This window comes from Proteus columbae, assembly GCF_002777965.1.
GTDB classification, from domain to species: Bacteria; Pseudomonadota; Gammaproteobacteria; order Enterobacterales; family Enterobacteriaceae; genus Proteus; species Proteus columbae.
The window spans coordinates 20,264-44,849 of sequence record NZ_NGVR01000002.1 but is presented as its reverse complement, the minus strand read 5'-3'; the positions used below and the strand labels follow the sequence as shown (position 1 = coordinate 44,849).

The window sequence follows — 24,586 nt, the reverse complement described above, 5'->3', positions numbered from 1 at the left end:
TTGACTGATGCAGTGACTGAAACAGCAGTGACTGAAATAAAAAATGCCGAGATAAAAATCTCGGCATTTGGTTTTGTAGCCTAGGCTACTTCTCTCTCAAACTGTTTTACTGTAATTAACCGCGATCTTCCCACTCTTGAGCACGAGCGACAGCTTTTTTCCAGCCATTGTAGCGATAGTTACGCTCAGTGGTTTCGATGCCAGGGCGGAATTCCTTATCAATAGCGGCTTTGTTTTTCACTTCTTCTAAATCATTCCAGAAACCGATAGCAAGACCTGCAAGGAATGCTGCACCTAATGCGGTACTTTCACGAACAACAGGGCGTTCTACGCGAGTACCCAAAATATCGGATTGGAACTGCATTAAGAAGTTGTTGGCAACAGCACCACCATCAACACGCAGTGATTGTAAACGCGCACCTGAATCGGCTTGCATTGCATCTAGCACATCGCGTGTTTGATAAGCGATAGATTCTAAGGTTGCACGAATAATGTGATTACGGTTAGCACCTCGGGTTAAGCCAAAAATAGCACCACGGGCATACGGATCCCAATATGGCGCGCCTAAACCTGTAAATGCAGGAACAACATAGACGCCATTAGTATCATTAACTTTAGTTGCGAAGTATTCAGAGTCAGTAGCTTCATCAATGAGTTTTAGCTCATCACGTAGCCATTGAATGGAAGCACCACCAACGAATACCGCTCCTTCTAGGGCGTAGTTTACTTCACCACGAGGGCCACAACAGATTGTTGTTAACAAACCATGATTAGAACGAACCGCTTCTTCACCTGTGTTCATCAGTAAGAAGCAACCAGTACCATAGGTATTTTTCGCCATACCGCTTTGTACACAAAGTTGACCATAAAGTGCAGCTTGTTGGTCACCCGCCATACCTGCGATAGGAATACGTGTACCCCCTTTACCACCAATGTTTGTTTGGCCATAAACTTCTGAAGATGGCACCACTTTTGGTAGCATATTGCGAGGAATATCCAGCAGATCGAGGATTTTTTGATCCCAATCTAAAGAGTGGATATTAAATAACATGGTACGCGAGGCGTTAGTGAAGTCGGTAACGTGAACGCGACCTTGTGTCATTTTCCAAACTAACCAAGTATCAACAGTACCGAATAATAATTCGCCTTTTTCTGCTTTTTCACGAGCACCTTCGACGTTGTCGAGGATCCATTTTAATTTTGTACCAGAGAAATAAGGGTCAACCATTAAACCCGTGTTTTGACGGATATATTCTTCAACACCTTCTTTATCTTTTAAGCGAGTACAGAAATCCGCAGTACGACGGCATTGCCATACAATTGCGTTATAAACAGGTTTACCCGTTTCTTTATCCCATACAATGGTGGTTTCACGTTGGTTTGTGATACCAATACCTGCAACGTGGTCAGATGGAATATCTGCTTTTGCTAATACTTCAACTAAGGTTGCACTTTGTGTTGCCCAAATTTCCATTGGATCGTGCTCAACCCAGCCTGGCTTAGGATAGATTTGGGTGAATTCACGTTGTGAAATACTGACGATATTGGCATCGTGGTCAATGACTACGGCGCGTGAACTGGTTGTACCCTGATCCAGCGCAACAATGTATTTTTTCTCGGTATTCGATGTATTTGTTTCTGTTGTCATGTTAGTAACCTGTTCTGATAATCAACAATATTGCTCTTAATTTTACTTATCATCTTCAATTTTGCAGGTATCGCAAGGTAAGTGACGGCCAATTAATTTACGGTAAGCCAATGCACCTAAGATACCACCGATAAATGGAGCAATCATTGGAACTAAGAAATAAGGGATATCACGTCCACCAGTCAGTGCAATATCACCCCAGCCAGCAAAGTACGCAACCAGTTTTGGACCAAAGTCACGAGCTGGGTTTAAGGCGAATCCGGTTAATGGGCCAAATGCACCACCGATTACGGCAATTAAGATACCAATTAATAAAGGTGCTAATGGGCCTTTAGGTACACCGTTACCATCATCAGTTAAGGCTAAGATTAAGCCAACAAGAATAACGGCAATGATAACTTCGACAACAAAGGCATGTGCAACGGAAATTTGAGCTGCGGGATAAGTAGAAAATACACCGGCAGTGAAGAGACTTTCTTGTGAGCCTCTGACAATGCCATTAACTTGTTCGTAATCGATAAAAACACTGTAGTACATAAAGTACACAATGGCCGCGGCAAAGAAGCCACCTAACATTTGTGCAATAATATAAGGAACGACTTTTCTGCGTTCAAAGCAAGCAAATAGCCAAAACGCAACGGTAACAGCAGGGTTCAGGTGAGCACCAGAGGTGCCAGCGGTAAGATAAACGGCTAAGGCAACACCCAGCCCCCAGATAATACTTATCTCCCACAATCCTAGCTCTGCACCTGCAATACGTACCGCAGCAACACAACCAAGACCAAAGAAGACTAGCAACGCAGTTCCGATAAATTCAGAAATGCATTGACCCATAAGAGAGGTTTTCGTCTGGCTCATATATTCTATCCTGAAAGAGGGTTATTTATTGTTAGTATTCTTTTCGAATTGAAAAGATAACTGTAAATTTATCGTTAATGAGCGTAAACGAGAATAAGCGAAATTGAAATTTGTGTGTCTCATCAAGAAAATGAGTGAAAACGCTCTTAATTAGTGACTTGATCGACATTTGTAATGTGATCTGACCAGTGTTTTTGATAAATTGAAAAAAGAATGTAATTCCTCGGAAGATGCTAGACAGTTGTTGATAGGCTACTTACAATCGGAAGTATCGATTATATGGGGGATTACAGTATGTCATTTGAAGTTTTCGAGAAGTTAGAATCAAAAGTACAACAAGCAATTGATACCATCACGTTATTACAGATGGAAATCGAAGAGCTAAAAGAAAAAAATGATGCGCTGAACCAAGAAGTTCAAGAAGCGAAAGGATCACGCGAAGCTCTTGTTCGTGAAAATGAAGAATTGAAACAAGAGCAATCAAGCTGGCAAGAGCGTTTACGCGCGCTGTTAGGCAAAATGGAAGACGTTCAATAATTGTCTTTTTTTGCTTAAAGCCTAAAAAACAAAAGCCACCGTTAGGTGGCTTTTAAGTATTGAAATAGTAAGAACGCAGATAAAAAGTAACAATTACTCTTCAATCAAATCTTCATCTAAGCCTAATGGCTCTTCAGATAAAATGATCCCAGTGTTATCAGCATAAAGATAATCACCAGAGAAGAAGGTAACACCACCGAAGTTAACACGGATATCACTCTCACCAATGCCTTCACTTTGGCAACCCGCAGGAATAGCAGCCATTGCTTGAATACCTAAATCAAGCTCTGATAATGCATCAACTTGACGTACGGCGCCGTAAACGACAATGCCTTCCCATTCATTAGAAACAGCAAGTCGTGCTAGTTCAGCATCAACTAAGGCTTTTCGTACAGAGCCACCGCCATCGACCAAAAGAATACGGCCTTTGCCATTTTCTTCGAGTAAGTCATAAAGCAGGCCATTATCTTCAAAACATTTAACGGTGATGATTTGCCCGTTAAAGGCACTTTGACCACCAAAGTTTGAGAAAAGCGGTTCTACGACATTGATATCTTCTTGATAGATATCACAGAGTTCAGAAGTATCATATTTCATAGGAGATTACGTCAGGTTGCCACAGGAAAGTCCAGTATATCCCTTAACAGGGGCGGTTGGCAAAAGACTCACTGAAAATTCAGTGAGTCAAATCAACAATCGAGTGAAATTATTCTAAAACTAAACCTAAAGAGAAAAGAACGTTAGTTAACAATGCTGCTTTTACCATGTGCTCGAGTAGTGGACGCATCGCCTCACCTGAGTGATCGGCATTCACACGTTTGATATGCAGTAAAAGCATAGGGGTGGCGAGTAAAAATAACCACGCTGTCCAGCGATGCATATAAAGTAGAGTGAAGATAATGAAGCAGGCAATAGAAAGAAAAATAACACATGTATGGTAAGTTCGTGAGCCAGCAGGGCCTAAGCGAACAGCTAATGTATTTTTACCTGCCTGAATATCACTTTCTAAATCGCGCATATTATTAATGTTTAGAACAGCGACAGAAAGTAAACCACAGGCTGTGGCAGGAAGGAGGGTAACAATATCAAAAGTGTTGGATTGTAAGTAATAAGTTCCGATGACACTTAACCAGCCAAAGAAAATTAAAACAGAGATATCGCCCAGTCCCATATAACCATAAGGGCGCTTACCCACGGTATAAGTAATCGCGGCAACAATAGCGAGTAAACCCATCACTAAGAAGCCAATAGCGTCTTCTGGCTTTTTACAGGCGACAATAATCAGTGCAATACCACAGATACAGGAAATAATAACATTTAGGATCAGCGCTTTTTTCATTTGAGCGGCTGTTATTATGCCTTTTTGCATTCCACGAAGTGGCCCTAAACGCTCTTCAGTATCTGTTCCTTTTACGGCATCACCATAGTCATTGGCAAGGTTTGATAGGATCTGTAATGTTCCCGCTGTCAATATAGCAAGCAGTGCAATAGGTAGCTCAAAATGCCCCATCCAATACGCTAATGCGGAACCAGTCACAATGGCAATTAACCCTAAAGGCAGTGTTTTGGGTCGTAAACTTTCAAGCCAGGCTTGAGTCCGGCTAGTGGAATTTAGAGAGCTCATGCTGAAATTCGATACTCATGTTCGTTGTTATTATAAAAATAAGAATGGGAGGCAAGCCTCCCACGTAAATATTGCTGATAAGGATCGCACAAGTTGATTATAAAATAAATCGACTCAGATCTTCATCTGCGACAAGCTCATCCAGATGCTGTTTCACATATTCTGCATCAATCAATACTGATTGACCTTGACGTTCACTTGCATCGTAGGAAATTTCTTCCATTAAACGCTCTAAAACAGTATGCAAACGACGTGCACCAATATTTTCAGTGGTTTCGTTTACGCGCCATGCTGATTCAGCAATTTTGCGAATACCGTCTTCGGTGAAGCTAATAGACACACCTTCGGTTGCCATTAATGCTTCATACTGTTTTGTTAACGATGCATTAGGTTCAGTTAGAATACGCTCAAAATCTTCTGCTGTCAGCGCTTGAAGTTCAACACGAATTGGCAGACGTCCTTGTAATTCAGGAATTAAATCAGAAGGACTTGAAACTTGGAAAGCACCTGATGCAATAAACAGAATATGGTCTGTTTTTACCATACCGTGTTTTGTTGAAACTGTACAACCTTCAACCAGTGGTAGGAGGTCACGTTGTACACCTTCGCGAGAAACGTCAGGACCAGAACTTTGTCCACCACGTTTACAGATTTTATCTACTTCATCAATAAAGACGATACCGTGTTGTTCTACCGCATCAATAGCTTGCTGTTTAAGCTCTTCAGGATTAACTAATTTAGCGGCTTCTTCTTCAACAATAAGTTTAAACGCATCTTTGATTTTCATCTTGCGTGCTTTTTGTTTCTGACCCGCTAAATTTTGGAACATAGATTGTAATTGATTAGTCATCTCTTCCATTCCTGGAGGAGCCATAATTTCAACACCCATTGGTGTTGCAGATAACTCAATTTCAATCTCTTTATCGTCTAATTGACCTTCACGTAATTTTTTACGGAAAGATTGACGTGCTGCTGAAGGTTCTGCTGCTTGCTCTGTTACGCCCCAGTTATTTTTTGCTGGTGGAATAAGTACATCAAGGATACGTTCTTCAGCCATTTCCTCAGCACGGAAACGATTTTTATCGATAGCTTGGCTACGTACCATTTTGACCGCAGAGTCGGTTAAGTCACGGATAATAGAATCGACTTCTTTACCCACATAACCCACTTCGGTGAATTTAGTTGCTTCAACTTTGATGAAAGGTGCATTTGCCAATTTTGCTAAACGGCGTGCAATTTCAGTTTTACCGACACCTGTCGGTCCAATCATCAGAATATTTTTAGGTGTTACTTCATGACGCAGCGCTTCATCAAGCTGCATACGACGCCAGCGGTTACGTAGGGCAATCGCCACAGCACGTTTCGCTTTATCTTGACCAATAATAAATCTATCGAGTTCGCTGGCAATTTCGCGAGGAGTCATTTCAGACATGCTCTCTAATCCTTACTCTTTTGAAGAGAGTTCTTCAAAGTTGACATTATGGTTAGTGTAAATACAGATATCTCCAGCGATGCTAAGTGCTTTTTCAGCAATTTCTCGTGCAGAAAGTTCAGTATTTTCTAGCATAGCTCTAGCCGCTGCTTGTGCATAAGGGCCACCAGAACCGATAGCAATTAAATCGTTTTCTGGTTGAACCACATCGCCATTACCTGTGATGATAAGAGATGTATTTTCATCTGCAACAGCAAGCAACGCTTCTAATTTGCGTAGCATTCTGTCTGTGCGCCAATCTTTAGCAAGTTCTACCGCAGCTTTAGTTAAATGCCCTTGGTGAAGTTCTAATTTGCGTTCAAACAGTTCAAAAAGAGTAAAAGCATCAGCAGTGCCGCCAGCAAATCCCGCAATGACTTTGTCGTTATAAAGACGGCGTACTTTGCGAACATTGCCTTTCATGACGGTATTACCCATCGTCGCCTGTCCATCACCACCGATTACAACTTGGCCCTTACGGCGAACACTTACGATTGTAGTCATGAGTCAGCCCCTGGTTTAATCAATAAAAAAATGAGACGGGAAGTGCCTTTATTTAAGATAAAGCACGGCCCGTTGTGTGAATTAGAATTATAGGTGGGGGAGAAAATTTATTTTTCAACCCCCAGAAGAGCGAAGAATACAACCTGATACGCCAGCTCCAGCCGCTTGTCTACTCACGGAGTTAGCTTGTTCTTTACTGTAAGGACCTGATAAGACGCGGATCCAACCATCATTCCCTTTCGTTACTCGGCTTTCAACACCAGAAAAAGCTAGTGTTGCTCTTACTGATTCAGCTTGTTCGGTATTTTTAAATGAGCCGCATTGCACTAAAAAGTTTGCTTCAGTAACAGCAGGTTTAGGCGGTGTAACAATTGCAGGTGTAGGTGCTTGCGGTTGCTGAGTTTGTATAGGCTGTTGTACAACAGAAGGCGTTGTTGTTGCAGGCGGTGGTGTTACAACCACTTGTGAGCGCGGTACTTCACCATTGTAAGGCACTTCTGGCAGTTGAACGGCAGGCTGACGCTTATCCGCTTCAATTTGTTGTAAAAAACGTAACTGCTCAGGCGAAAGTGTTGCTTTCGGATTAATCTGGCTACCCGATGAAGGATATTCAGGCTGTAAAGGTGTACCTACCTGACGATTTTCCAATTCTTTAATATATTGCCAACGCTCTTGCGGTTTTGGCGGTAGGCTATTCGCTGGATGTTGCCCAGTGACGGTTGGCGTTGTTTCTACGGCTTCTTTTTTATTATGTGTAATAAAATAGAGGCCGCCGATAAACAGCGCCACAATAGCGATTGCCGCGATAAGCGTCGTTAAAGGCAGCCCTTTAGCAGCCTTTTTGCTTTTACTTTTCGTTGTCTTTTTACGACGAGCAGATGTCTGCCCTCGTCCCACATAGTCTCGTTGTGCCACAGTTCGATTCGCTGATAATTAAAGGAATAGGTATCACAAACGATATGTTACTTAACATAGTGTGTTTTGCCTAGCTTTTAAGCCGACATACACTCTCTCTTATAATTAGCTCACAATCTAATAAGCGAGAGCCGGGTGCAACAGGTCTACCTTGTAGTTGGTCAAGTAATAACAACATAGATTCACGACCAATTTGATAACGAGGTTGTTCCATTGTTGTCAGAGCAGGTTCGCTATAACGTGTGATATCAAGATTATCAAAACCAATCACAGAGAGATCTTTAGGTAGCTCTAATCCTAATTTTTTCGCCTGCCACATAACGCCGATTGCCATAATATCACTATGACAGAACACGGCTGTCGGTGGCTCAGGTAAAGAAATCAGCTTTTTCAGACTTTCTGCACCGCTTTCATGGGTAAAATCACCACGAATAATATAATCTTCACGCAAAGGTACGCCTGTTCTACGCATAGCTTGAATATAACCTTGTAAGCGATAACGACATAAAGGCATATCTTCAGGGCCTGTAATACACGCAATCCGCTTATGACCCATTTGCTGTAAATAGTGTGTTGCTCTAAAAGATGCTGTGAGATTATCAATATGCACGGTAGGTAATTCGAGTTCAGGCGCAAACTCATTTGCCATGATCATCGGCGGTAAATTTTTCTGTTCTTCTTTGGAAACATCAAAAGGGATGTGTGAGCCAAGAAGTAACATACCGTCAATTTGTTTGGTGATAATGAGATTAATAAAGGCATTTTCATGTTTTTGCTGATGCTTACAATCACCAATTAACACGAGATAACCATGTTGTGCAGCGGTTTCTTCGATGCCACACACAACATCAGTAAAAAACGGATCGCTGATGTTAGGTACGATCACAAGGATCGTTTTTGACTCGTTACGCTTAAGGTTTTTTGACAGGTTATGTGGGTAATAGCCCACATCAAGAACAGCCTGTTCAACTTTCTGACGGGTTTGTGAGGATACTTTTTCCGGATTCATTAAAGTACGTGACACAGTCGCTGTGGACACGCCGGCTGCAAGGGCAACATCTTTCATTGTTGCTTGCGTATTATCTTTATTATTCTGTTGCAAACCCCATACCTCCCTTTTGGATGGTTTAGTTAAACGATTGCTTTTTTATTGCAAAAAAACCGCCAATATTCAAAAAAGGATTTTATCGACGGTTTTTAATTCAAGAAATATTCTAAATTGTTATTCTACCCGCTTTTTAAATAGATACTGTTACCTAGTTTGCATAAAAAGTGTGATACCAATCGTTTTTATGAGGTAGTTCGCAAATTTGATAAATAGTCTTGGGTTGTAACGAGTCTCTGTACGATATTGTATCTTCAACAGAAGGCTGACCAAAATATATTCAATTGAGGTAGAAAAGATCCTTAACAATCTGTTGGGTCAACATCAATATTCCATTTCACCTTTTTACTCTCAGGCAAAGCGATAATCTGAGGATAAGTGATAGACATTAATTTTTGTAAATAACCCCGCGAAGGATGTTGGAGCAATAATTGCCAGCGATAATTTCCACCCCGTTTAGCTTGAATAGCAGGAACTGGCCCCATTACCCATAAGTTAGCATCTCGCATTGGGTGTTGTTCAAAAAACTGTTTGAGCTGTCGTAAGAACTGAGGCGCACGCTGATTATTGTGATCTTCAGAGCGGACCATAATATGGCTAGAATAAGGCGGTAAAAAAGTCGCTTGTCGCTCCTGCAAAGCTTCTTTAGTGAAAGCGTCATAACCTTTTTCTAATAGTGTCAGCAACAGAGGGTGATCAGGCTGGTGAGTTTGTAAATACACTGCGCCTTGTTTACCCGCACGACCCGCACGACCTGATACTTGTATATAAAGCTGAGCAAAGCGTTCGGCTGCACGAAAGTCGCTGGAGAACAGAGCGCCATCCACATCAAGTAAAGCCACTAAGGTGACATCAGGAAAGTGATGCCCTTTGGCTAACATCTGTGTACCGATGAGAATACGTGAGCCACCTTGATAAATATCTTCCAGTTGTTGCTCTAAAGCCCCTTTGCGACTTGTTGTATCTTTATCAATTCGCGTCACTGGTGTATCAGGAAATAATTCACCAATACCTTGCTCAAGTTGTTCGGTTCCTAATCCTACGGGCATTAAATTCGTTGAGCCACATTGTGGGCATTGTGCTGGAATTCGTCGCTGACTATCACATTGATGGCAACGTAACATGCCATGTTTTTGGTGGATCGTATAATAGTGATCACAGCGAGGGCATTCTGCTATCCAACCACATTCATGACATAACAATGCCGGCGAAAATCCTCGGCGATTTAAAAAGAGCATCACTTGGTTACCCGCATTAAGGTGCTCTTTTATTGCTTTAATCAGAATTGGAGACAGCCCTGTTGTCAGCGGTTGTCCTTTTAAATCAATTAAATGTTCTGTTGCGGGTTTTGCATTACCCGCACGTTGAGTCAGGGTGAGTTGCTGATATTTCTTTTGCTCAACATTAAAACTGGTTTCAATTGATGGGGTTGCGGTTCCCATCACGATAGGAATATTTTCTTGTTTTGCACGGAAAACGGCGAGATCACGAGCATGATAACGCCAACCATCTTGCTGTTTATAAGAGCCATCATGCTCTTCATCAATAATGATAATACCAAGATGCTGAAAAGGGGTTAGAAGTGCCGATCGTGTACCGATAATAATGGCATTATCACCTCGTTTTGCTCGTAACCAAACGGCTAAGCGTTCAGTATCATTTAATCCTGAATGAAGTACATCTACAGGAGCATTAAAGCGAGCTTTAAAACGACGAATTGTTTGAGGTGTTAAGCCAATTTCAGGCACCAGTACGAGTGCTTGTTTACCTTGTGCGAGAATTTTTTCTAAAACACTCAAATAAACTTCAGTTTTACCTGAACCTGTAATGCCCAATAATAACCAAGGTGAGAATTGATCGGCCTGTGCTGTGATTGCACCGACTGCAATAGCCTGTTCTGTGTTTAATTTAAAACGTTCGCCTTGAACCGCAAGATCATTATGCCAGTGTATAGGAGCTGGTTGAATAGGGCGAAGATCTGCAAACTCTTTCTTTTTTAAGTTATTGAGTGTCGCAGTCGTTATCTCAAATTCATCAAGTTGATGGCGATATAAAGGTGTACGGCGAAGGGCTGCTAATGCTTGTTGCTGTTTTTTCGCACCTTTTAAACTATTGAGGTCGAGATTAACCCCCTCTTTAGTGGCATACCATTGCCATAATGGTGTGAATTCTGCGGGTTTTCCTTGTCGTAATAAAATCGGCATAGCATGAAATAGCACTTCTCCTAAAGGATAGTGATAATAAGCCGATGCCCAATTTAACATATCCCACAAAACGCCCGGAAAGAGTGTTTCGCTATCAAGGATCTCATCAATTGGCTTTAGCTTTTCGATAGGAAACTCACTGTGTGTACTGAGCCCTTTGACAATACCAAGAGAACGGCGTTTATTACCAAAAGGCACGATCACCCGGCTACCGATAACAGGCGCATTGATCCCTTCTGGTAACAGATAATCAAAAGAGGAGAATAGTGGTACAGGTAAAATCACCTGAACTATGGTCATATCAGGGTTTCCGAGATTTTTAGCGAAAAGATGACGTTAAGAATATCACAAAAAGTGTGCAGATTTCATTGCGCGTTTAGTGGATATTCTGTATGATCCGCCCCCTTTGGTAGATAAATTACCAAACACTTAATTTCAATCAACACGACGTGTGGTGTTCGGCTGTGGGCTGAATGGCGACACGGCCTTAGTAGAGGTTTTCCATGCAAAAAGATATCCATCCTAAATACGAAGAAATTACTGCATCTTGTTCTTGCGGTAACGTTATGAAAATCAACTCCACTGCAGGTCATAACCTGAATCTGGACGTTTGTGACAAATGCCACCCATTCTATACTGGTAAACAACGTGATGTTGCTACTGGTGGTCGTGTTGATCTGTTCAACAAACGCTTCAAAATTCCAGGCAGCAAATAAGATATTTGTTGTCACAAGATGTCAGCCTAGTCTGGCATCTTGCAGACAGTTCGGAATTGAAAAAAAGCCCAAAGTTTTTTGCTTTGGGCTTTTTTTATGGGCAACGTTTTCTCTTTTTAGATAATAGCTGTTGATAGTGACAAGCCAAATCACAACTGTTAGATTATCTATTCATCTGTCTATTCATCTATCTATTCATAAAGTAATTAAGGTCATGACAATGCGCTCTGAAGTGATACGAAAAATACTACGCCATGGCCCTGAGTCTGCAAGGCAACTTACTGATATTATGAATATTAGCCAGCCAACTTTGTCACGGGCATTACATGCATTGGGTGATGATATTGTTCGAATTGGCTCAGGCTCTTCTATTCAATATGCTTTACGTGATGGTTTCCGTGGGTTTAATTCTGTACCCATTTATCGCATAAATGAAGAAGGTAAAGTTAAGCCACTAGGTAAATTGACTCCAGTTTATCCTGAAGGCTTTGTTATGGAGCGAATAGATAATGCAAGTCTGTATAGTGAAGGTTTGCCGTGGTGGTTATTGGATATGCGCCCCCAAGGATATCTAGGGAGAGCTTATGCTTGCGCTTATTCGGCTGAACTTGGTTTACCCGACAATCCAGAGCATTGGTCTGATACCGATATAATTAGAGCCCTACTTGCTCATGGGCATGATGCAGTGGGAAATCTTCTAATAGGGGAACAAGCAAGAAACCAATTTTTGAGTATGCAGACACCGAAACCAGTTGATCGCGCTAAAACTTATCCCACACTAGCACGAGCCGTGAGTTCGGGAGAGGATCCTGGTTCATCCGCTGGTGGGGAGCAACCCAAATTCTGCACCTATACAGAGAAAGGTCATGTTATCGTAAAATTTACGGCACCTGACGATAACACTGTTAGTGAGCGTTGGCGTGATCTGCTTCAAGCTGAGCATCTGGCATTAAAAGTACTTGGAGTTGAAACAGAGGTATTTGATTTTGAAGGGCAACGCTTCCTCGAAATCCCACGATTTGATCGTGTAGGCCCACTAGGCCGTATAGGGCTTTTCTCTTTACAAGCACTAGATGCTGAGTTTATAGGACGGGCAAGAGAGCCTTGGCCCGTGTTAGTTAATGAGCTAATTAAGCAAAAACATGTTCATCCTGATACTGCGATTAGCACAGCACGCCGCTGGGCATTTGGTATGTTAATTGGAAATACTGACATGCATCATGGCAACTTATCGTTTATCAGTAGCCATGGTCGTCCATATGCGCTTTCACCTGCCTACGATATTTTACCAATGGGGTTTGCACCTAAGTCTGGGGGGGAAATAGTCAATACGCTGCGCCCAGTAATATTACTTGATGGGATCAGTGGTGAAATTTGGCGGGAATGCTTAGAGTTAGCTGAACAGTTTTATACTTTAGTTGATAGCTGTAATTATTTTTCCGATAATTTTTCTCCATGCCTTAAAGCGTTACGTAGTCATCTTGATGAAGCAAGTTCGCGTATATCTCGCCTAGAGTAATGGTAAATAGACTTAATTTAGACGTGACAGACTCAAATGAATTTAATCTAAGAGGATGTATTGCTGAGTTTTATGCCTGTAGTTGATGGGAAAATCTTTGATATATATTTAAAGAACCCCCCTCTCGTTAAAATCAAGGGGGTTGTCATTAATCTGAAGCCCAAAGTTTTTGCTTTGGGCTTTTTTTGTTCGTGTTAATCAAGCAATAAGTCAAAAACTGACGCTGATTAATACTCCCAAGTATCGGGATCAACCCCGCGCTGGCGCATTATTTCTTTTGCCTCTTCAGGGATTTCATCGTTACGTTCTTTACGTAAGTCTTCATCATTTGGGAGAGGCTGTCCGGTAAATGCGTGCAAAAATGCTTCACACAATAATTCACTATTGGTTGCATGTTTTAGGTTATTAACCTGACGGCGAGTGCGTTCATCAGTCAAAATTTTTAGCACTTTCAATGGAATTGAAACTGTAATTTTTTTAACTTGCTCACTCTTTTTGCCATGCTCAGCGTAAGGGCTGATATATTCACCGTTCCATTCAGCCATGGATTACCTTAATTAATATCATTTAGTTGAAGTCAGAATAGGGTTAACCCACATTCTGATGGGCAATACCAGTTTATCATGACTTTTCTAAAACCACCGACTCTTCTGGCTGAAGGTGAGAGAAAAAGTAACAGTCACTGGCGATATTCTCAATTTGGGTATTATTCCATTACTTAATCTATCCGTAAAGGAGTTTAGATGTCTAGATGTGTTGACGTCTTGGTGTCTAATTGGATATGCTGTTGTAAACTTCTCCACTTATCGCTGTGACAAGGTGCCTGTATGACGAAGAAAACAGCAACAATTGCTATCCATAATGGGCTAAATGAAGACACTCAATTTGGTTGTGTCGTACCGCCTATCTATCTTTCTAGTACCTATAATTTTTTAGAATTTAATCAGCCCCGTGATCATGATTATTCTCGTCGAGGCAATCCAACACGCGATATGGTGCAAAAGGCATTAGCCGAGCTAGAAGGTGGAGTGGGGGCAGTTGTCACTAGCAGCGGAATGTCAGCCATTCATTTAATTTGTACGGTTTTTCTAAAACCTGGCGATGTGATTGTTGCGCCTCATGATTGCTATGGGGGAAGCTATCGTCTTTTTAACAGCCAACAAGAGCGTGGTGCTTACAGTGTGATTTTTGTTGATCAAAATGATGATATTGCACTTCAGCAGGCTTTGGCGCATCAGCCTAAAATTGTTTTTATCGAAACACCAAGTAATCCTCTTTTAAGAATAACGGATATTCAAAAAATCAGTGAACTTGCTCATCAACAAGGTGCTTTAGTGGTTGCTGATAACACCTTTATGAGCCCTGTCTTGCAAAAGCCGTTAGCATTAGGCGCTGATATTGTTGTGCATTCATGCACAAAATATCTCAATGGACATTCAGATATTGTTGCTGGTGTTGTTATCTGTCAGTGTCAGAAACAACTTGAGGAGCTAAGCTGGTGGGCGAATAATATTGGCGTCACATCTGGCGCATTTGATAGCTATTTATTATTACGAGGTATAAGAACATTAGTACCTCGAATTCGACTTCAGCAAGAAAATGCACAGGCATTAGTGGCGTTTTTACAAGCACAGCCATTAGTCGAAAAACTGTATTACCCCGCACTGGAAAATCATGTTGGTCATAAAATAGCCAAAAAACAGCAACAAGGTTTCGGTGCAATGTTAAGTTTTGAGTTAAAAGGAGGATTGGATGTGATTAAACTCTTTTTATCTCAATTAACACTCTTTACACTGGCAGAATCTTTAGGTGGAGTAGAAACCTTAATCTGTCATCCTGCCACCATGACACATGCAGGTATGTCAGAAGAAGCGAAAAAAACAGCAGGGATCAGCCCCTCATTACTTCGTATCTCAGTGGGTATTGAAGATAGCCAGGATTTAATCAATGATTTGCAAAGTGCGTTTGATGCAGCAACTAAAAGGTAACCATGGATCATGAGCGTAGTGGCGATTAAACAACAGGCGGAGCCGATTTGCCGGCAGTTACATAAATTCGGTGGTAGCAGTCTTGCGGACATAAAATGTTATCAACGTGTCGTGAATATCATGACGAACTATAGCCAACCTAATGACCTAATGGTGGTTTCTGCGGCAGGCTCTACAACGAATCAGTTGATTAGTTGGCTAAAACTTAGCCAAAGTGATCGTATTTCGGCCCATCAAGTTCAGCAAACTTTGCGCCGCTACCAGTTATCTTTAATAGAAGGGCTGCTTTCAAAAGAGAATGCAGAATTACTTTCTCAAGCTTTTATTGCTGATCTTGAACGCTTAAGTTATTTGTTGGATAAACCAATTACAGACGCAACTTATGCAGAAGTTGTCGGCCACGGTGAAATTTGGTCTGCAAGGTTAATGGCGAATTTGCTTACAGAGCAAGGTTTACCAAGTGTGTGGTTAGATGCGCGTGAGTTCTTGTGTGCTGAAAGAGCGGCTCAGCCACAAGTAAACGAAACGTTATCTCGCCCATTACTACAATCACTATTAGCAAAACATCCTGAAAGCCGTTTTGTTGTCACTGGTTTTATTAGTCGCAATCAACAAGGTGAAACGGTTTTATTAGGTCGTAACGGTAGTGACTACTCTGCAACACAAGTGGGTGCTTTAGCTGATGTCGGAAAAGTCACAATTTGGAGTGATGTTGCGGGTGTTTATAGTGCAGATCCTCGTAAAGTAAAAGATGCTTGTTTATTACCCTTATTGCGTTTAGATGAAGCGAGTGAATTGGCTCGATTAGCTGCCCCAGTTTTACATACGCGTACACTTCAACCCGTTTCAGGCAGTAATATTGATTTACAACTTCGTTGTAGCTATCAACCCGAACAGGGTTCAACTCGTATAGAACGTGTTTTGGCATCAGGAACGGGTGCTAAAATCGTTACTAGTCATGATGATGTTTGTTTGATTGAGCTCCAACTCTCATCTCATCAAAATTTTGAACAAGTAGCGAAAGAAGTTGATGAGTTACTTAAACGTGCTCAAATACGTCCTTTAGCAACAGGTGTAGACAGTGATAGTCAACTTTTACAACTTTGCTATACCAGTGAAGTAGCTAACAGTGCATTAGATGTATTACAAGATGCAGTTTTACCGGGTAAATTACATTTACGAGAAGGCTTCTCATTAGTGGCTTTAGTGGGAGCAGGTGTCTGTAAAAATCCATTACATTGTCATCGTTTTTATCAACAACTTAAAGACCAACCAGTTGAATTTATTTGGCATGCTGAAGATAACATCAGTTTAGTTGCGGTGTTACGTAATTATACTGAGCACTTACTGCAAGGTTTGCATCAAACATTATTTAGAGCTGAAAAACAGATTGGCTTAGTGCTGTTTGGTAAAGGGAATATTGGTTCACGTTGGTTAGAATTGTTTGCTCGTGAACAAGAGCCTTTATCAGCGCGTAGTGATTTTGAGTTTATTTTAGCGGGTGTTGTTGATAGCCGTCGTAGTTTACTTGATTATCAAGGTATTAATCCAAGTCGTGCATTGGCTTTCTTTGATGAAGAAGCCACAGAACATAATGAAGAGTCTCTTTATCTTTGGATGAGAGCTCATCCTTATGATGATTTAGTGGTTGTTGATATTACTGCCAATGAGTCTCTTGCTGCTTCTTATGAAGATTTTGCAAGCTACGGTTTTCATGTTATCAGTGCAAATAAAATTGCTGGTTCGGCTTCAAGTTTACGCTATCGTGCCACAAGAGATGCTTTTTCTAAAACAGGTCGCCATTGGTTATATAACGCCACTGTGGGTGCGGGTTTACCAATTAATCATACGGTGCGTGATCTGCGTGAAAGTGGTGACACTATTTTATCAATTAGCGGTATTTTCTCTGGCACGCTTTCTTGGTTATTCTTGCAATTTGATGGCACAGTTCCTTTCAGTGAGTTGGTGGAACAAGCTTGGCAACAAGGATTAACAGAGCCTGATCCGCGAATTGATTTATCAGGGCAAGATGTGATGCGTAAACTGGTTATTCTTGCTCGTGAAGCAGGTTATGACATTGAGCCGGAGCAGGTTCGCGTTGAATCTTTAGTGCCAGTGCAAGCTGAAACGGGATCCTTAGAAGAATTTTTTGATAACAGTGCGCTGATTAATGAACAAATGGCACAGCGATTAGCCGCCGCAAATGAGATGGACATGGTATTACGTTATATCGCTCGTTTTGATGCTAATGGTAAAGCAAAAGTTGGGGTTGAAGCAGTGAGAAAAGAACATCCTCTTGCTTCACTGTTACCGGGGGATAATTTATTTGCGATTGAAAGCCGTTGGTATCGTGATAATCCGCTTGTGATCAGAGGGCCGGGCGCTGGCAGAGATGTGACCGCAGGCGCAATTCAGTCAGATTTAAACCGCCTTTCTCAGTTACTGTAATTTAATTTTTTCTCTTTTATAAAGATTATCAGCAGGTTATTTTTTGCTGATAATCTTTTGTCATATTTGTGTCATATCACCCAATTTTTTTAATTTCTTTGGCTATACTTAACTTATCTCTAGTCACAAAGGAGCGATTGATGTCAAAAGTAGTAAGACAGATTGTCCCACTAAGAAATGAAATGACGGAGGTGAACCATCAAGCTAAAGAGAACTTTTGTCAGTAGCTCATGATGTGAAATTTAAGCGTCTTGAGTGGAAGTTGAAGTACAGTTACAACGTGTTTAAACGTTATTAAGAGTACAATTCGATTTACCACCTGTTTTATAACAGACAACTTAACTTACTGAAAAAACAATTCGTTATTCTTAATTTAAAGCGCTGATATTCAGCGCTTTATTCGTTTTTATCTTATGAAAATTTTAATCGGAAATTTTAATCTAGTAAAAATGTAAAAAAGAAGAAAAATAAGGAGTGAAATAGAAACGGAAGTTATAGCCCATCGATAAAATAAGTTAAAAATCAAAAAACAGACCAGACAATTTATCAATATTAAAAAAATCATCTAAATTTCTCGCCAGATAAATTTTCACGTATCCCTCCCTTTTTAGTAAAAAACTCTTCACTGTAGATAAGAAACGAAAAAATGTCCTTATTCTCGATAAAATTGAGCTAGAACAGCATGAATATTAGCCATTCTAATAAGACTAAAGCCGTAATTAAATTTCAGAAAAATCCCCCAAACCGATTATTTTCTGATATGAATAGTAGGCTAAGTAAAAAAAGCAGTGTGGCTTATCACAAAAATCAAAATAAAGTCACATCAGAAATGAAAGTTAATTACACAACTGGGAGGACATGACTTTTCTAATAGGAAGAAGCATGTTGTTACCGCCACAAAGACAAGGTCAGGAGTCTTATGAATCAACAATATTCTGCTATGCGTAGCAATGTCAGTATGCTTGGCAAGCTACTTGGAGAAACGATAAAAGAAGCACTCGGTGAAGAAATTTTAGATAAGGTTGAATCTATTCGAAAATTATCTAAATCGTCACGAGCGGGTAATGAAGTTCAGCGGCAAAAACTGTTGTTGACGTTACAAAATCTCTCTAATGATGAATTATTGCCTGTTGCTAGAGCATTCAATCAATTCTTAAACCTGACGAACGTGGCAGAACAATACCATAGCATTTCGCCTCACGGTGAAGCGGCTAGTAATCCTGTGGCATTGGCAAAACTGATCACCCGACTAAAAGATAAGAATTTTACCGACCAGCAATTAAAAGAAGCAGTAGAGCAAATCTCTATTGAGCTGGTATTAACAGCACACCCAACCGAAATTGCACGTCGCACACTTATTCATAAGCTGGTTGAAGTAAATACCTGTTTATCTCAACTTGACCACGATGATTTAGCGGATTACGAGCGTACTAATATTATGCGCCGTCTGCGCCAATTAGTAGCCCAATCATGGCACACTGATGAAATTAGAAAAATTCGCCCAACACCTATTGATGAAGCGAAATGGGGTTTTGCGGTTGTTGAAAATAGCTTATGGGAAGGTGTTCCTGCTTTTTTACGTGAATTTAATGAGCAGCTTAAAGAATCCATTGATTACAACTTACCAGTAGAAGCTTCTCCTATTCGTTTTACCTCATGGATGGGGGGAGATCGTGATGGCAACCCAAATGTGACGGCTGAAATCACACGCCATGCGTTACTATTAAGCCGTTGGAAAGCCGCTGATTTATTCTTAAATGATATTCAAGTCCTTGTTTCAGAACTTTCAATGACAGAAAGTACACCTGAACTGCGTGAATTAGCGGGAGGTGCTGAAGTTGCAGAGCCTTATCGTGAAATAGCTAAACAATTGCGTACACGTTTACAAGTGACTCGCGATTATTTAGAGCAACGCATTAAAGGATTACAGTCGTTACCACCAGAAGGCTTATTGATTGATAATGAAGAACTTTGGGAGCCGTTATACGCATGTTATCAATCGCTGACTCAATGTGGTATGCGTATTATTGCCAATGGACAACTGTTAGATACATTACGCCGTATTCGTTGTTTTGGCTTACAACTGGTGAAACTGGATATTCGCCAAGAAAGTACCAATCACACTGAAGCACTCTCTGAATTGACTCAATATTTAGAGCTTGGTGATTATGCCAATTGGTCTGAAGAGCAAAAACAAACGTTCTTACTTGAAGAGTTAAATTCTAAACGCCCACTGATCCCGACAAATTGGCAACCAAGTGCAGCAACTCAAGAAGTATTTGAGACTTGTCGTGTCATTGCACAATCACCTAAAGATTCTATCGCCTCTTATGTGATATCAATGGCAAAAGTGCCTTCTGATGTATTAGCTGTAAAACTATTACTGAAAGAAGCTGGTGCAAATATTCGATTACCTGTTGCTCCTTTATTTGAAACGCTTGAAGATTTAAATAATGCTGAAAGCGTAATGACCCGTTTGTTTGATATTCCTTGGTATCGCGATTTAATCGATGACAAACAAATGGTGATGATTGGTTATTCAGACTCTGCAAAAGATGCGGGTGTGATGGCGGCATCATGGGCGCAATATCGTGCTCAAGATGCATTAATCAAACTTTGTGAAAAATCAGGTGTGACATTAACACTATTCCATGGACGTGGCGGTACGATTGGTCGTGGTGGTGCGCCAGCACATGCAGCATTACTTTCTCAACCACCAGGAAGTTTAAAAGGGGGTCTGCGTGTGACGGAACAAGGCGAAATGATCCGCTTTAAGTTCGGATTACCACAAGTCACAATCAGTAGCCTTGCTCATTATGCCGGTGCAATCTTAGAAGCAAATTTATTGCCACCGCCAGAGCCAAAAGCGCCTTGGATTGAGGTAATGGATTCCTTATCTGACGTTTCTTGCGCAATGTATCGTGACTATGTGCGAGGGCAAGAAGACTTTGTTCCTTACTTTAGAGCAGCAACGCCAGAAGGAGAGTTGGGTAAATTACCATTAGGTTCGCGTCCTGCAAAACGTCGTCCTACAGGTGGTGTTGAAACCTTGCGTGCTATTCCGTGGATCTTCGCATGGACTCAAAACCGCTTAATGTTACCTGCTTGGTTGGGGGCTGGTGCCGCTTTACAACATGAAATTGATGCTGGAAAACAAGTAGTATTAGACGATATGTGTGAGAACTGGCCGTTCTTTAATACACGTATTGCGATGTTGGAAATGGTGTACGCCAAAGCGGATTTATGGTTAGCGGAATATTACGATCAACGTTTAGTTGAAGAGCGTTTATGGCCACTTGGGTCTAAATTACGTCAGCAACTTTCTGATGATATTAAGAGTGTCTTGGCAATATCAAAAGATGAACACTTAATGGCGGATTTACCATGGGTTGCTGAATCTATTGCACTACGTAATGTGTATACCGATCCATTAAACGTACTTCAGGCTGAGTTGTTACAGCGTTCTCGCACACATAGTGAGTCGGATCCTCGAATTGAACAGGCACTAATGGTCACTATTGCAGGTATTGCTGCGGGTATGCGTAATACAGGCTAGAGTCATCAGTATTTAGAAATAAAAACAGCGCTTAATAACAGCGCTGTTTTTTTGTTTTTAATCTCTTATCTCTGATATTGGTTTTATTTTTTTGCTTCTTCATAAGCCTCAATGGCTCTTATTCGTGCTTTAGCGTGATCCACAATCGGTAAAGGGTAATCGAGAGAATTATTGGTTTTTGCTGCCCATTCGTGAGGTGTATGAATATATCTGCTCGGCACATTGGCGAGTTCAGGAAGCCAATGGCGGATAAATTCACCATCAGGATCGAATTTACGACCTTGGGTGGTAGGATTAAAAATTCGAAAATAAGGTACGGCATCAGTTCCTGTTGATGCAGCCCACTGCCAACCCCCATTATTTGATGCGAAATCACCATCAATGAGTTGTGACATAAAATAACGCTCACCCCAACGCCAATCAATTAATAAATCTTTGATAAGAAAGCTTGCCGTAAGCATACGTAAGCGGTTATGCATCCAACCTGTTTGGTTAAGCTGTCGCATCGCAGCATCAATAATAGGGAAACCCGTTGAGCCTTGAGTCCAAGCATTAAATTCATCTTGGTTGTTACGCCAATTAATTTTCTCTGTCCAAAGTTGAAAGGCAGTGTGTTTGCATAAATTGGGATTTGCCACAATTAAGTGTTGGTAAAATTCTCGCCAAATAAGTTCATTAAACCAAACAAATGCGCCTGATGTACTGTTTTCTAAAAAATCAGGTTCAGTTTGGTAAAGGCGATTAAAGCATTGGCGAATAGACAGTAATCCCATTGAAAGATAAGGAGACAATCGGCTTGTGCCATCAACGGCAGGAATATCTCGCCATTTTGCATAATGTGGCACGCTTTCATAACAGAACTGTTTTAAGCGTTTAAGCGCCTCTTCTTCTGTAGAGACAAAAGAGAGCGAGCTTGTATTTTCAAGTGAAAATAGCGGTGCTTTTAAAGGTGATACTGCTTTTTGATGTGTTCTGATCTCTGGGATAGGTAACGAAGCGTTATTTTGTGAAAAAAAGAGTCGCAAAAATGCATTTCTAAAGGGAGTAAAAACTTTATACATTTCCCCTTGTTGGGTGACTACATTACCCGGTGGAATAAATACATTGTCATGATAAGCATAAACGGTTGTCTTATTCTTCAGTAATTCAGTGATTTTTTTATCACGGCGTTGTTCATTAAGGGCATATTGGTGATTGAAAAAAAACGCAGTGACGTGATGTTGTTGGCAATACTCAGCCACTTTATCGGCCGCATTTGAATAAGTATCGCTTATCACAACGGTCAGTGGAATATTGAGTTTTGCTAGTGAGATTGAAAGATCCAGCAACGCATTATGAATGAACGCCTGACATGACAAAGCCATATTGTGAGCTTTCCATTGTTCAGGCGTTACGGTGAAAATAGCATGCACCTGTGCTTGTTTATCTTGGCAAGCGTGAAAGAGTGCCTTGTGATCTGTCACTCTTAAATCATTACGAAACCAAACTAAATGAACAGGGGACGGGTGCATGTAACCTCTCTTAATCTAATTTAGGATGTTGATCGATAAGTGCTTGGCGTTTTTTCTGTAATGCCTCAATTTCAGCTTCAATATCTTCAACACGTTGCTCGATATTATCATAATGCTCAGACAGAATTTCTTTTGCCTCTGATTTATCTGATGCCGCAGGTGTTGCACCTCGTAAAGGTTTATTGGCGGTTTCAATCATTTTAATTCCTGTGATCAAACCAACAACGGCGACAATCATCAGATAATAAGCAGGCATATATAAGTCACCAGTTGCTTCAACTAACCATGCTGCTGCTGTTGGTGTTGCACCTGCCACTAATACAGAAATATTAAATGCGATAGCTAATGCACTATAACGAATATGCGTTGGGAATATGGCAGGTAAAATAGACGCCATTACCCCAGTAAAACAGTTAAGTAGAACCGCAAGAATTAATAATCCTAAGAAAATTAAACCGATTTCATCACTGTTAATCATCATAAACGCAGGGTAAGCAAGAATAAACAACCCAATACTACCGCCGATAACAAATGGTTTACGGCCAATTTTATCGCTCAATAATCCAATGACGGGTTGTACAAACAACATCCCTATCATAATCGCGATGATGATCAGTACACCGTGATCTGCCGAATAATTTAAGTTATGAGATAAATAACTCGGCATATACGTTAATAACATATAGTAGGTCACGTTAGTGGCAATCACTAAACCGACACATACCGTTAAGCTTTTCCAATATTTTGATGCGATTTCACGTAATGAAACACGCGGTGGATTTTCGATAGATTTACGGTCATCGCTGTTCATTTCATCAACATGCTGTTGGAATGCAGGCGTTTCTTCTAAAGCATGACGTAAATATAAGCCTATAAGACCTAATGGTAATGCTAAGAAGAACGGGATACGCCATCCCCACTCATGAAATGCTGTTTCTCCTAGGATAGTAGAAATAAGTACAACAACACCTGCCCCCATAACAAAACCAGCAATAGAACCAAAGTCTAACCAGCTTCCCATAAATCCACGTTTACGGTCTGGTGAGTATTCAGCAACGAAAATCGCCGCTCCTGAATATTCACCACCGATAGAGAAACCTTGTGCTAATTTAGCGAGTAATAGTAAAACGGGTGCCCAAATACCAATGGTTTCATACGCAGGGATAAGACCGATGGCAAACGTACTGAGTGCCATAATAATGATAGTGACAGATAACACTTTCTGACGACCAAATTTATCCCCTAGCATCCCAAATACAATGCCACCTAATGGTCTAACAAGGAAAGGCACTGAGAATGTGGCAAGAGCTGCAATCATCTGCACACCGGGTGATGCACCAGGGAAGAACACTTGACCTAAGACATATGCAAGGAAGCCGTAGACACCAAAGTCAAACCATTCCATGGCATTACCTAACGCCGCCGCAGTAATAGCTTTCTTAAGTTTACTATCATCAATAATAGTTATATCATTGATTTGTAGTGGTTTATTTCTTTTTTTCTTCATTTTCATATTAAGTAACCTTTATTAAGGTATTTGTGATTTTTTGTTTATCAATTAATTAAAAGAAATGAAGTGACTATTTGTTAGCGAGAAGAGTGAGTGATAAAAATTCACTAAAAAACAGCTTACTTCTACCAAGTTTAAATAGTGGTATTAAGCTAATAGATAAGAGAATATTTATTAAGTATAGATGAGATTGAATAAGATATTAGAAAGTTTTCTTTGTCGTTTTGATATAACAAAACAGAGCCTCTATGTATTAAAATGTGATCAATATCATAACGTAATTCTGCTTTTGTGTAAAATTGTAGGCATTACTAATGGTTAATTTGCGTTAGGTCAATTGAAAATCTCACGTGGGAAAATAAAAAAACAAACTTATTTTTTATTTTAATAACAATATGTTATGTCTATTGCCTATTTCTTTTTGATATAGGCTAACGTATTTGTATGAGCATTGTGCATAATGCAAGGTCTG

The 24,586-nt window shown here is 40.6% G+C and carries 18 protein-coding genes; 6 read left to right on the top strand and 12 right to left on the bottom strand.

Features of this window, described 5'->3' with window-relative positions; genetic code table 11:
* Positions 1 to 115: 115 nt before the first annotated feature.
* Both glpK and CBE70_RS00190 read right to left on the bottom strand, forming a co-directional pair.
* Positions 116 to 1,648, bottom strand: a complete 1,533-nt coding sequence (glpK, locus tag CBE70_RS00195) for a glycerol kinase GlpK (protein ID WP_100157727.1) — start codon at positions 1,646 to 1,648, stop codon at positions 116 to 118.
* A 42-nt stretch (positions 1,649 to 1,690) separates the two neighbouring features.
* A complete protein-coding gene (locus CBE70_RS00190; protein WP_100157726.1) occupies positions 1,691 to 2,506 on the bottom strand; it encodes an MIP/aquaporin family protein in 816 nt (271 codons plus the stop codon).
* A gap of 294 nt (positions 2,507 to 2,800) precedes the next feature.
* Between CBE70_RS00190 and zapB the strand changes: the two genes are divergently transcribed.
* A complete protein-coding gene (gene zapB, locus CBE70_RS00185; protein WP_036933299.1) occupies positions 2,801 to 3,043 on the top strand; it encodes a cell division protein ZapB in 243 nt (80 codons plus the stop codon).
* 93 nt (positions 3,044 to 3,136) lie between these two features.
* Here the strand turns inward: zapB and rraA are convergent, their stop codons facing one another.
* The 7 genes from rraA to priA form a co-directional block, all read right to left on the bottom strand.
* Positions 3,137 to 3,640, bottom strand: coding sequence for a ribonuclease E activity regulator RraA (rraA, locus tag CBE70_RS00180; RefSeq protein ID WP_100157725.1), 504 nt, complete (start codon positions 3,638 to 3,640; stop codon positions 3,137 to 3,139).
* A gap of 109 nt (positions 3,641 to 3,749) precedes the next feature.
* Positions 3,750 to 4,667: a 1,4-dihydroxy-2-naphthoate polyprenyltransferase gene (locus CBE70_RS00175; protein ID WP_100157724.1), complete on the bottom strand. Its 918-nt coding sequence runs from the start codon at positions 4,665 to 4,667 to the stop codon at positions 3,750 to 3,752.
* Positions 4,668 to 4,764: 97 nt separating this feature from the next.
* Complete coding sequence (gene hslU, locus CBE70_RS00170; RefSeq protein ID WP_100157723.1) at positions 4,765 to 6,099, bottom strand: HslU--HslV peptidase ATPase subunit; 1,335 nt, start codon at positions 6,097 to 6,099, stop codon at positions 4,765 to 4,767.
* Between the two features lie 12 nt (positions 6,100 to 6,111).
* Positions 6,112 to 6,642 carry an ATP-dependent protease subunit HslV gene (gene hslV / locus CBE70_RS00165; protein WP_006534149.1) on the bottom strand — a complete coding sequence of 177 codons (531 nt, stop codon included), beginning with the start codon at positions 6,640 to 6,642 and terminating at the stop codon, positions 6,112 to 6,114.
* 114 nt (positions 6,643 to 6,756) lie between these two features.
* Positions 6,757 to 7,557 (bottom strand): cell division protein FtsN, encoded by an 801-nt coding sequence (gene ftsN, locus CBE70_RS00160; protein WP_100157722.1) that lies wholly within the window; start codon positions 7,555 to 7,557, stop codon positions 6,757 to 6,759.
* Positions 7,558 to 7,627: 70 nt separating this feature from the next.
* Positions 7,628 to 8,659: a DNA-binding transcriptional regulator CytR gene (gene cytR, locus CBE70_RS00155; RefSeq protein WP_100157721.1), complete on the bottom strand. Its 1,032-nt coding sequence runs from the start codon at positions 8,657 to 8,659 to the stop codon at positions 7,628 to 7,630.
* A 305-nt stretch (positions 8,660 to 8,964) separates the two neighbouring features.
* Positions 8,965 to 11,166: a primosomal protein N' gene (gene priA / locus CBE70_RS00150; protein ID WP_100157720.1), complete on the bottom strand. Its 2,202-nt coding sequence runs from the start codon at positions 11,164 to 11,166 to the stop codon at positions 8,965 to 8,967.
* 203 nt (positions 11,167 to 11,369) lie between these two features.
* Here priA and rpmE point away from each other — a divergent pair, with 203 nt between their 5' ends.
* Together rpmE and yjjJ are read left to right on the top strand one after the other, a co-directional pair.
* Entirely contained in the window at positions 11,370 to 11,582 is a 213-nt protein-coding gene (rpmE, locus tag CBE70_RS00145) for a 50S ribosomal protein L31 (RefSeq protein ID WP_006534140.1), read from the top strand.
* 214 nt (positions 11,583 to 11,796) lie between these two features.
* Entirely contained in the window at positions 11,797 to 13,101 is a 1,305-nt protein-coding gene (yjjJ, locus tag CBE70_RS00140; RefSeq protein WP_100157719.1) for a type II toxin-antitoxin system HipA family toxin YjjJ, read from the top strand.
* Positions 13,102 to 13,328: 227 nt separating this feature from the next.
* Here the strand turns inward: yjjJ and metJ are convergent, their stop codons facing one another.
* Positions 13,329 to 13,646: a met regulon transcriptional regulator MetJ gene (gene metJ / locus CBE70_RS00135; RefSeq protein ID WP_006534139.1), complete on the bottom strand. Its 318-nt coding sequence runs from the start codon at positions 13,644 to 13,646 to the stop codon at positions 13,329 to 13,331.
* Between the two features lie 282 nt (positions 13,647 to 13,928).
* Here metJ and metB point away from each other — a divergent pair, with 282 nt between their 5' ends.
* The 3 genes from metB to ppc all read left to right on the top strand — a co-directional run bounded on the left by metB (position 13,929) and on the right by ppc (position 21,093).
* Positions 13,929 to 15,089 (top strand): cystathionine gamma-synthase, encoded by a 1,161-nt coding sequence (metB, locus tag CBE70_RS00130; protein WP_100157718.1) that lies wholly within the window; start codon positions 13,929 to 13,931, stop codon positions 15,087 to 15,089.
* Positions 15,090 to 15,098: 9 nt separating this feature from the next.
* Positions 15,099 to 17,537 (top strand): bifunctional aspartate kinase/homoserine dehydrogenase II, encoded by a 2,439-nt coding sequence (locus CBE70_RS00125; RefSeq protein ID WP_100157717.1) that lies wholly within the window; start codon positions 15,099 to 15,101, stop codon positions 17,535 to 17,537.
* 919 nt (positions 17,538 to 18,456) lie between these two features.
* Positions 18,457 to 21,093, top strand: a complete 2,637-nt coding sequence (gene ppc / locus CBE70_RS00120) for a phosphoenolpyruvate carboxylase (protein ID WP_100157716.1) — start codon at positions 18,457 to 18,459, stop codon at positions 21,091 to 21,093.
* Positions 21,094 to 21,176: 83 nt separating this feature from the next.
* On the opposite strand, the gene phrB is transcribed toward ppc, so the two are convergent.
* Both phrB and proP read right to left on the bottom strand, forming a co-directional pair.
* A complete protein-coding gene (gene phrB, locus CBE70_RS00115) occupies positions 21,177 to 22,604 on the bottom strand; it encodes a deoxyribodipyrimidine photo-lyase (RefSeq protein WP_100157715.1) in 1,428 nt (475 codons plus the stop codon).
* A gap of 10 nt (positions 22,605 to 22,614) precedes the next feature.
* On the bottom strand, positions 22,615 to 24,117 hold the full coding sequence (gene proP, locus CBE70_RS00110) for a glycine betaine/L-proline transporter ProP (RefSeq protein ID WP_100157714.1): 1,503 nt from the start codon (positions 24,115 to 24,117) through the stop codon (positions 22,615 to 22,617).
* Positions 24,118 to 24,586 lie beyond the last annotated feature (469 nt).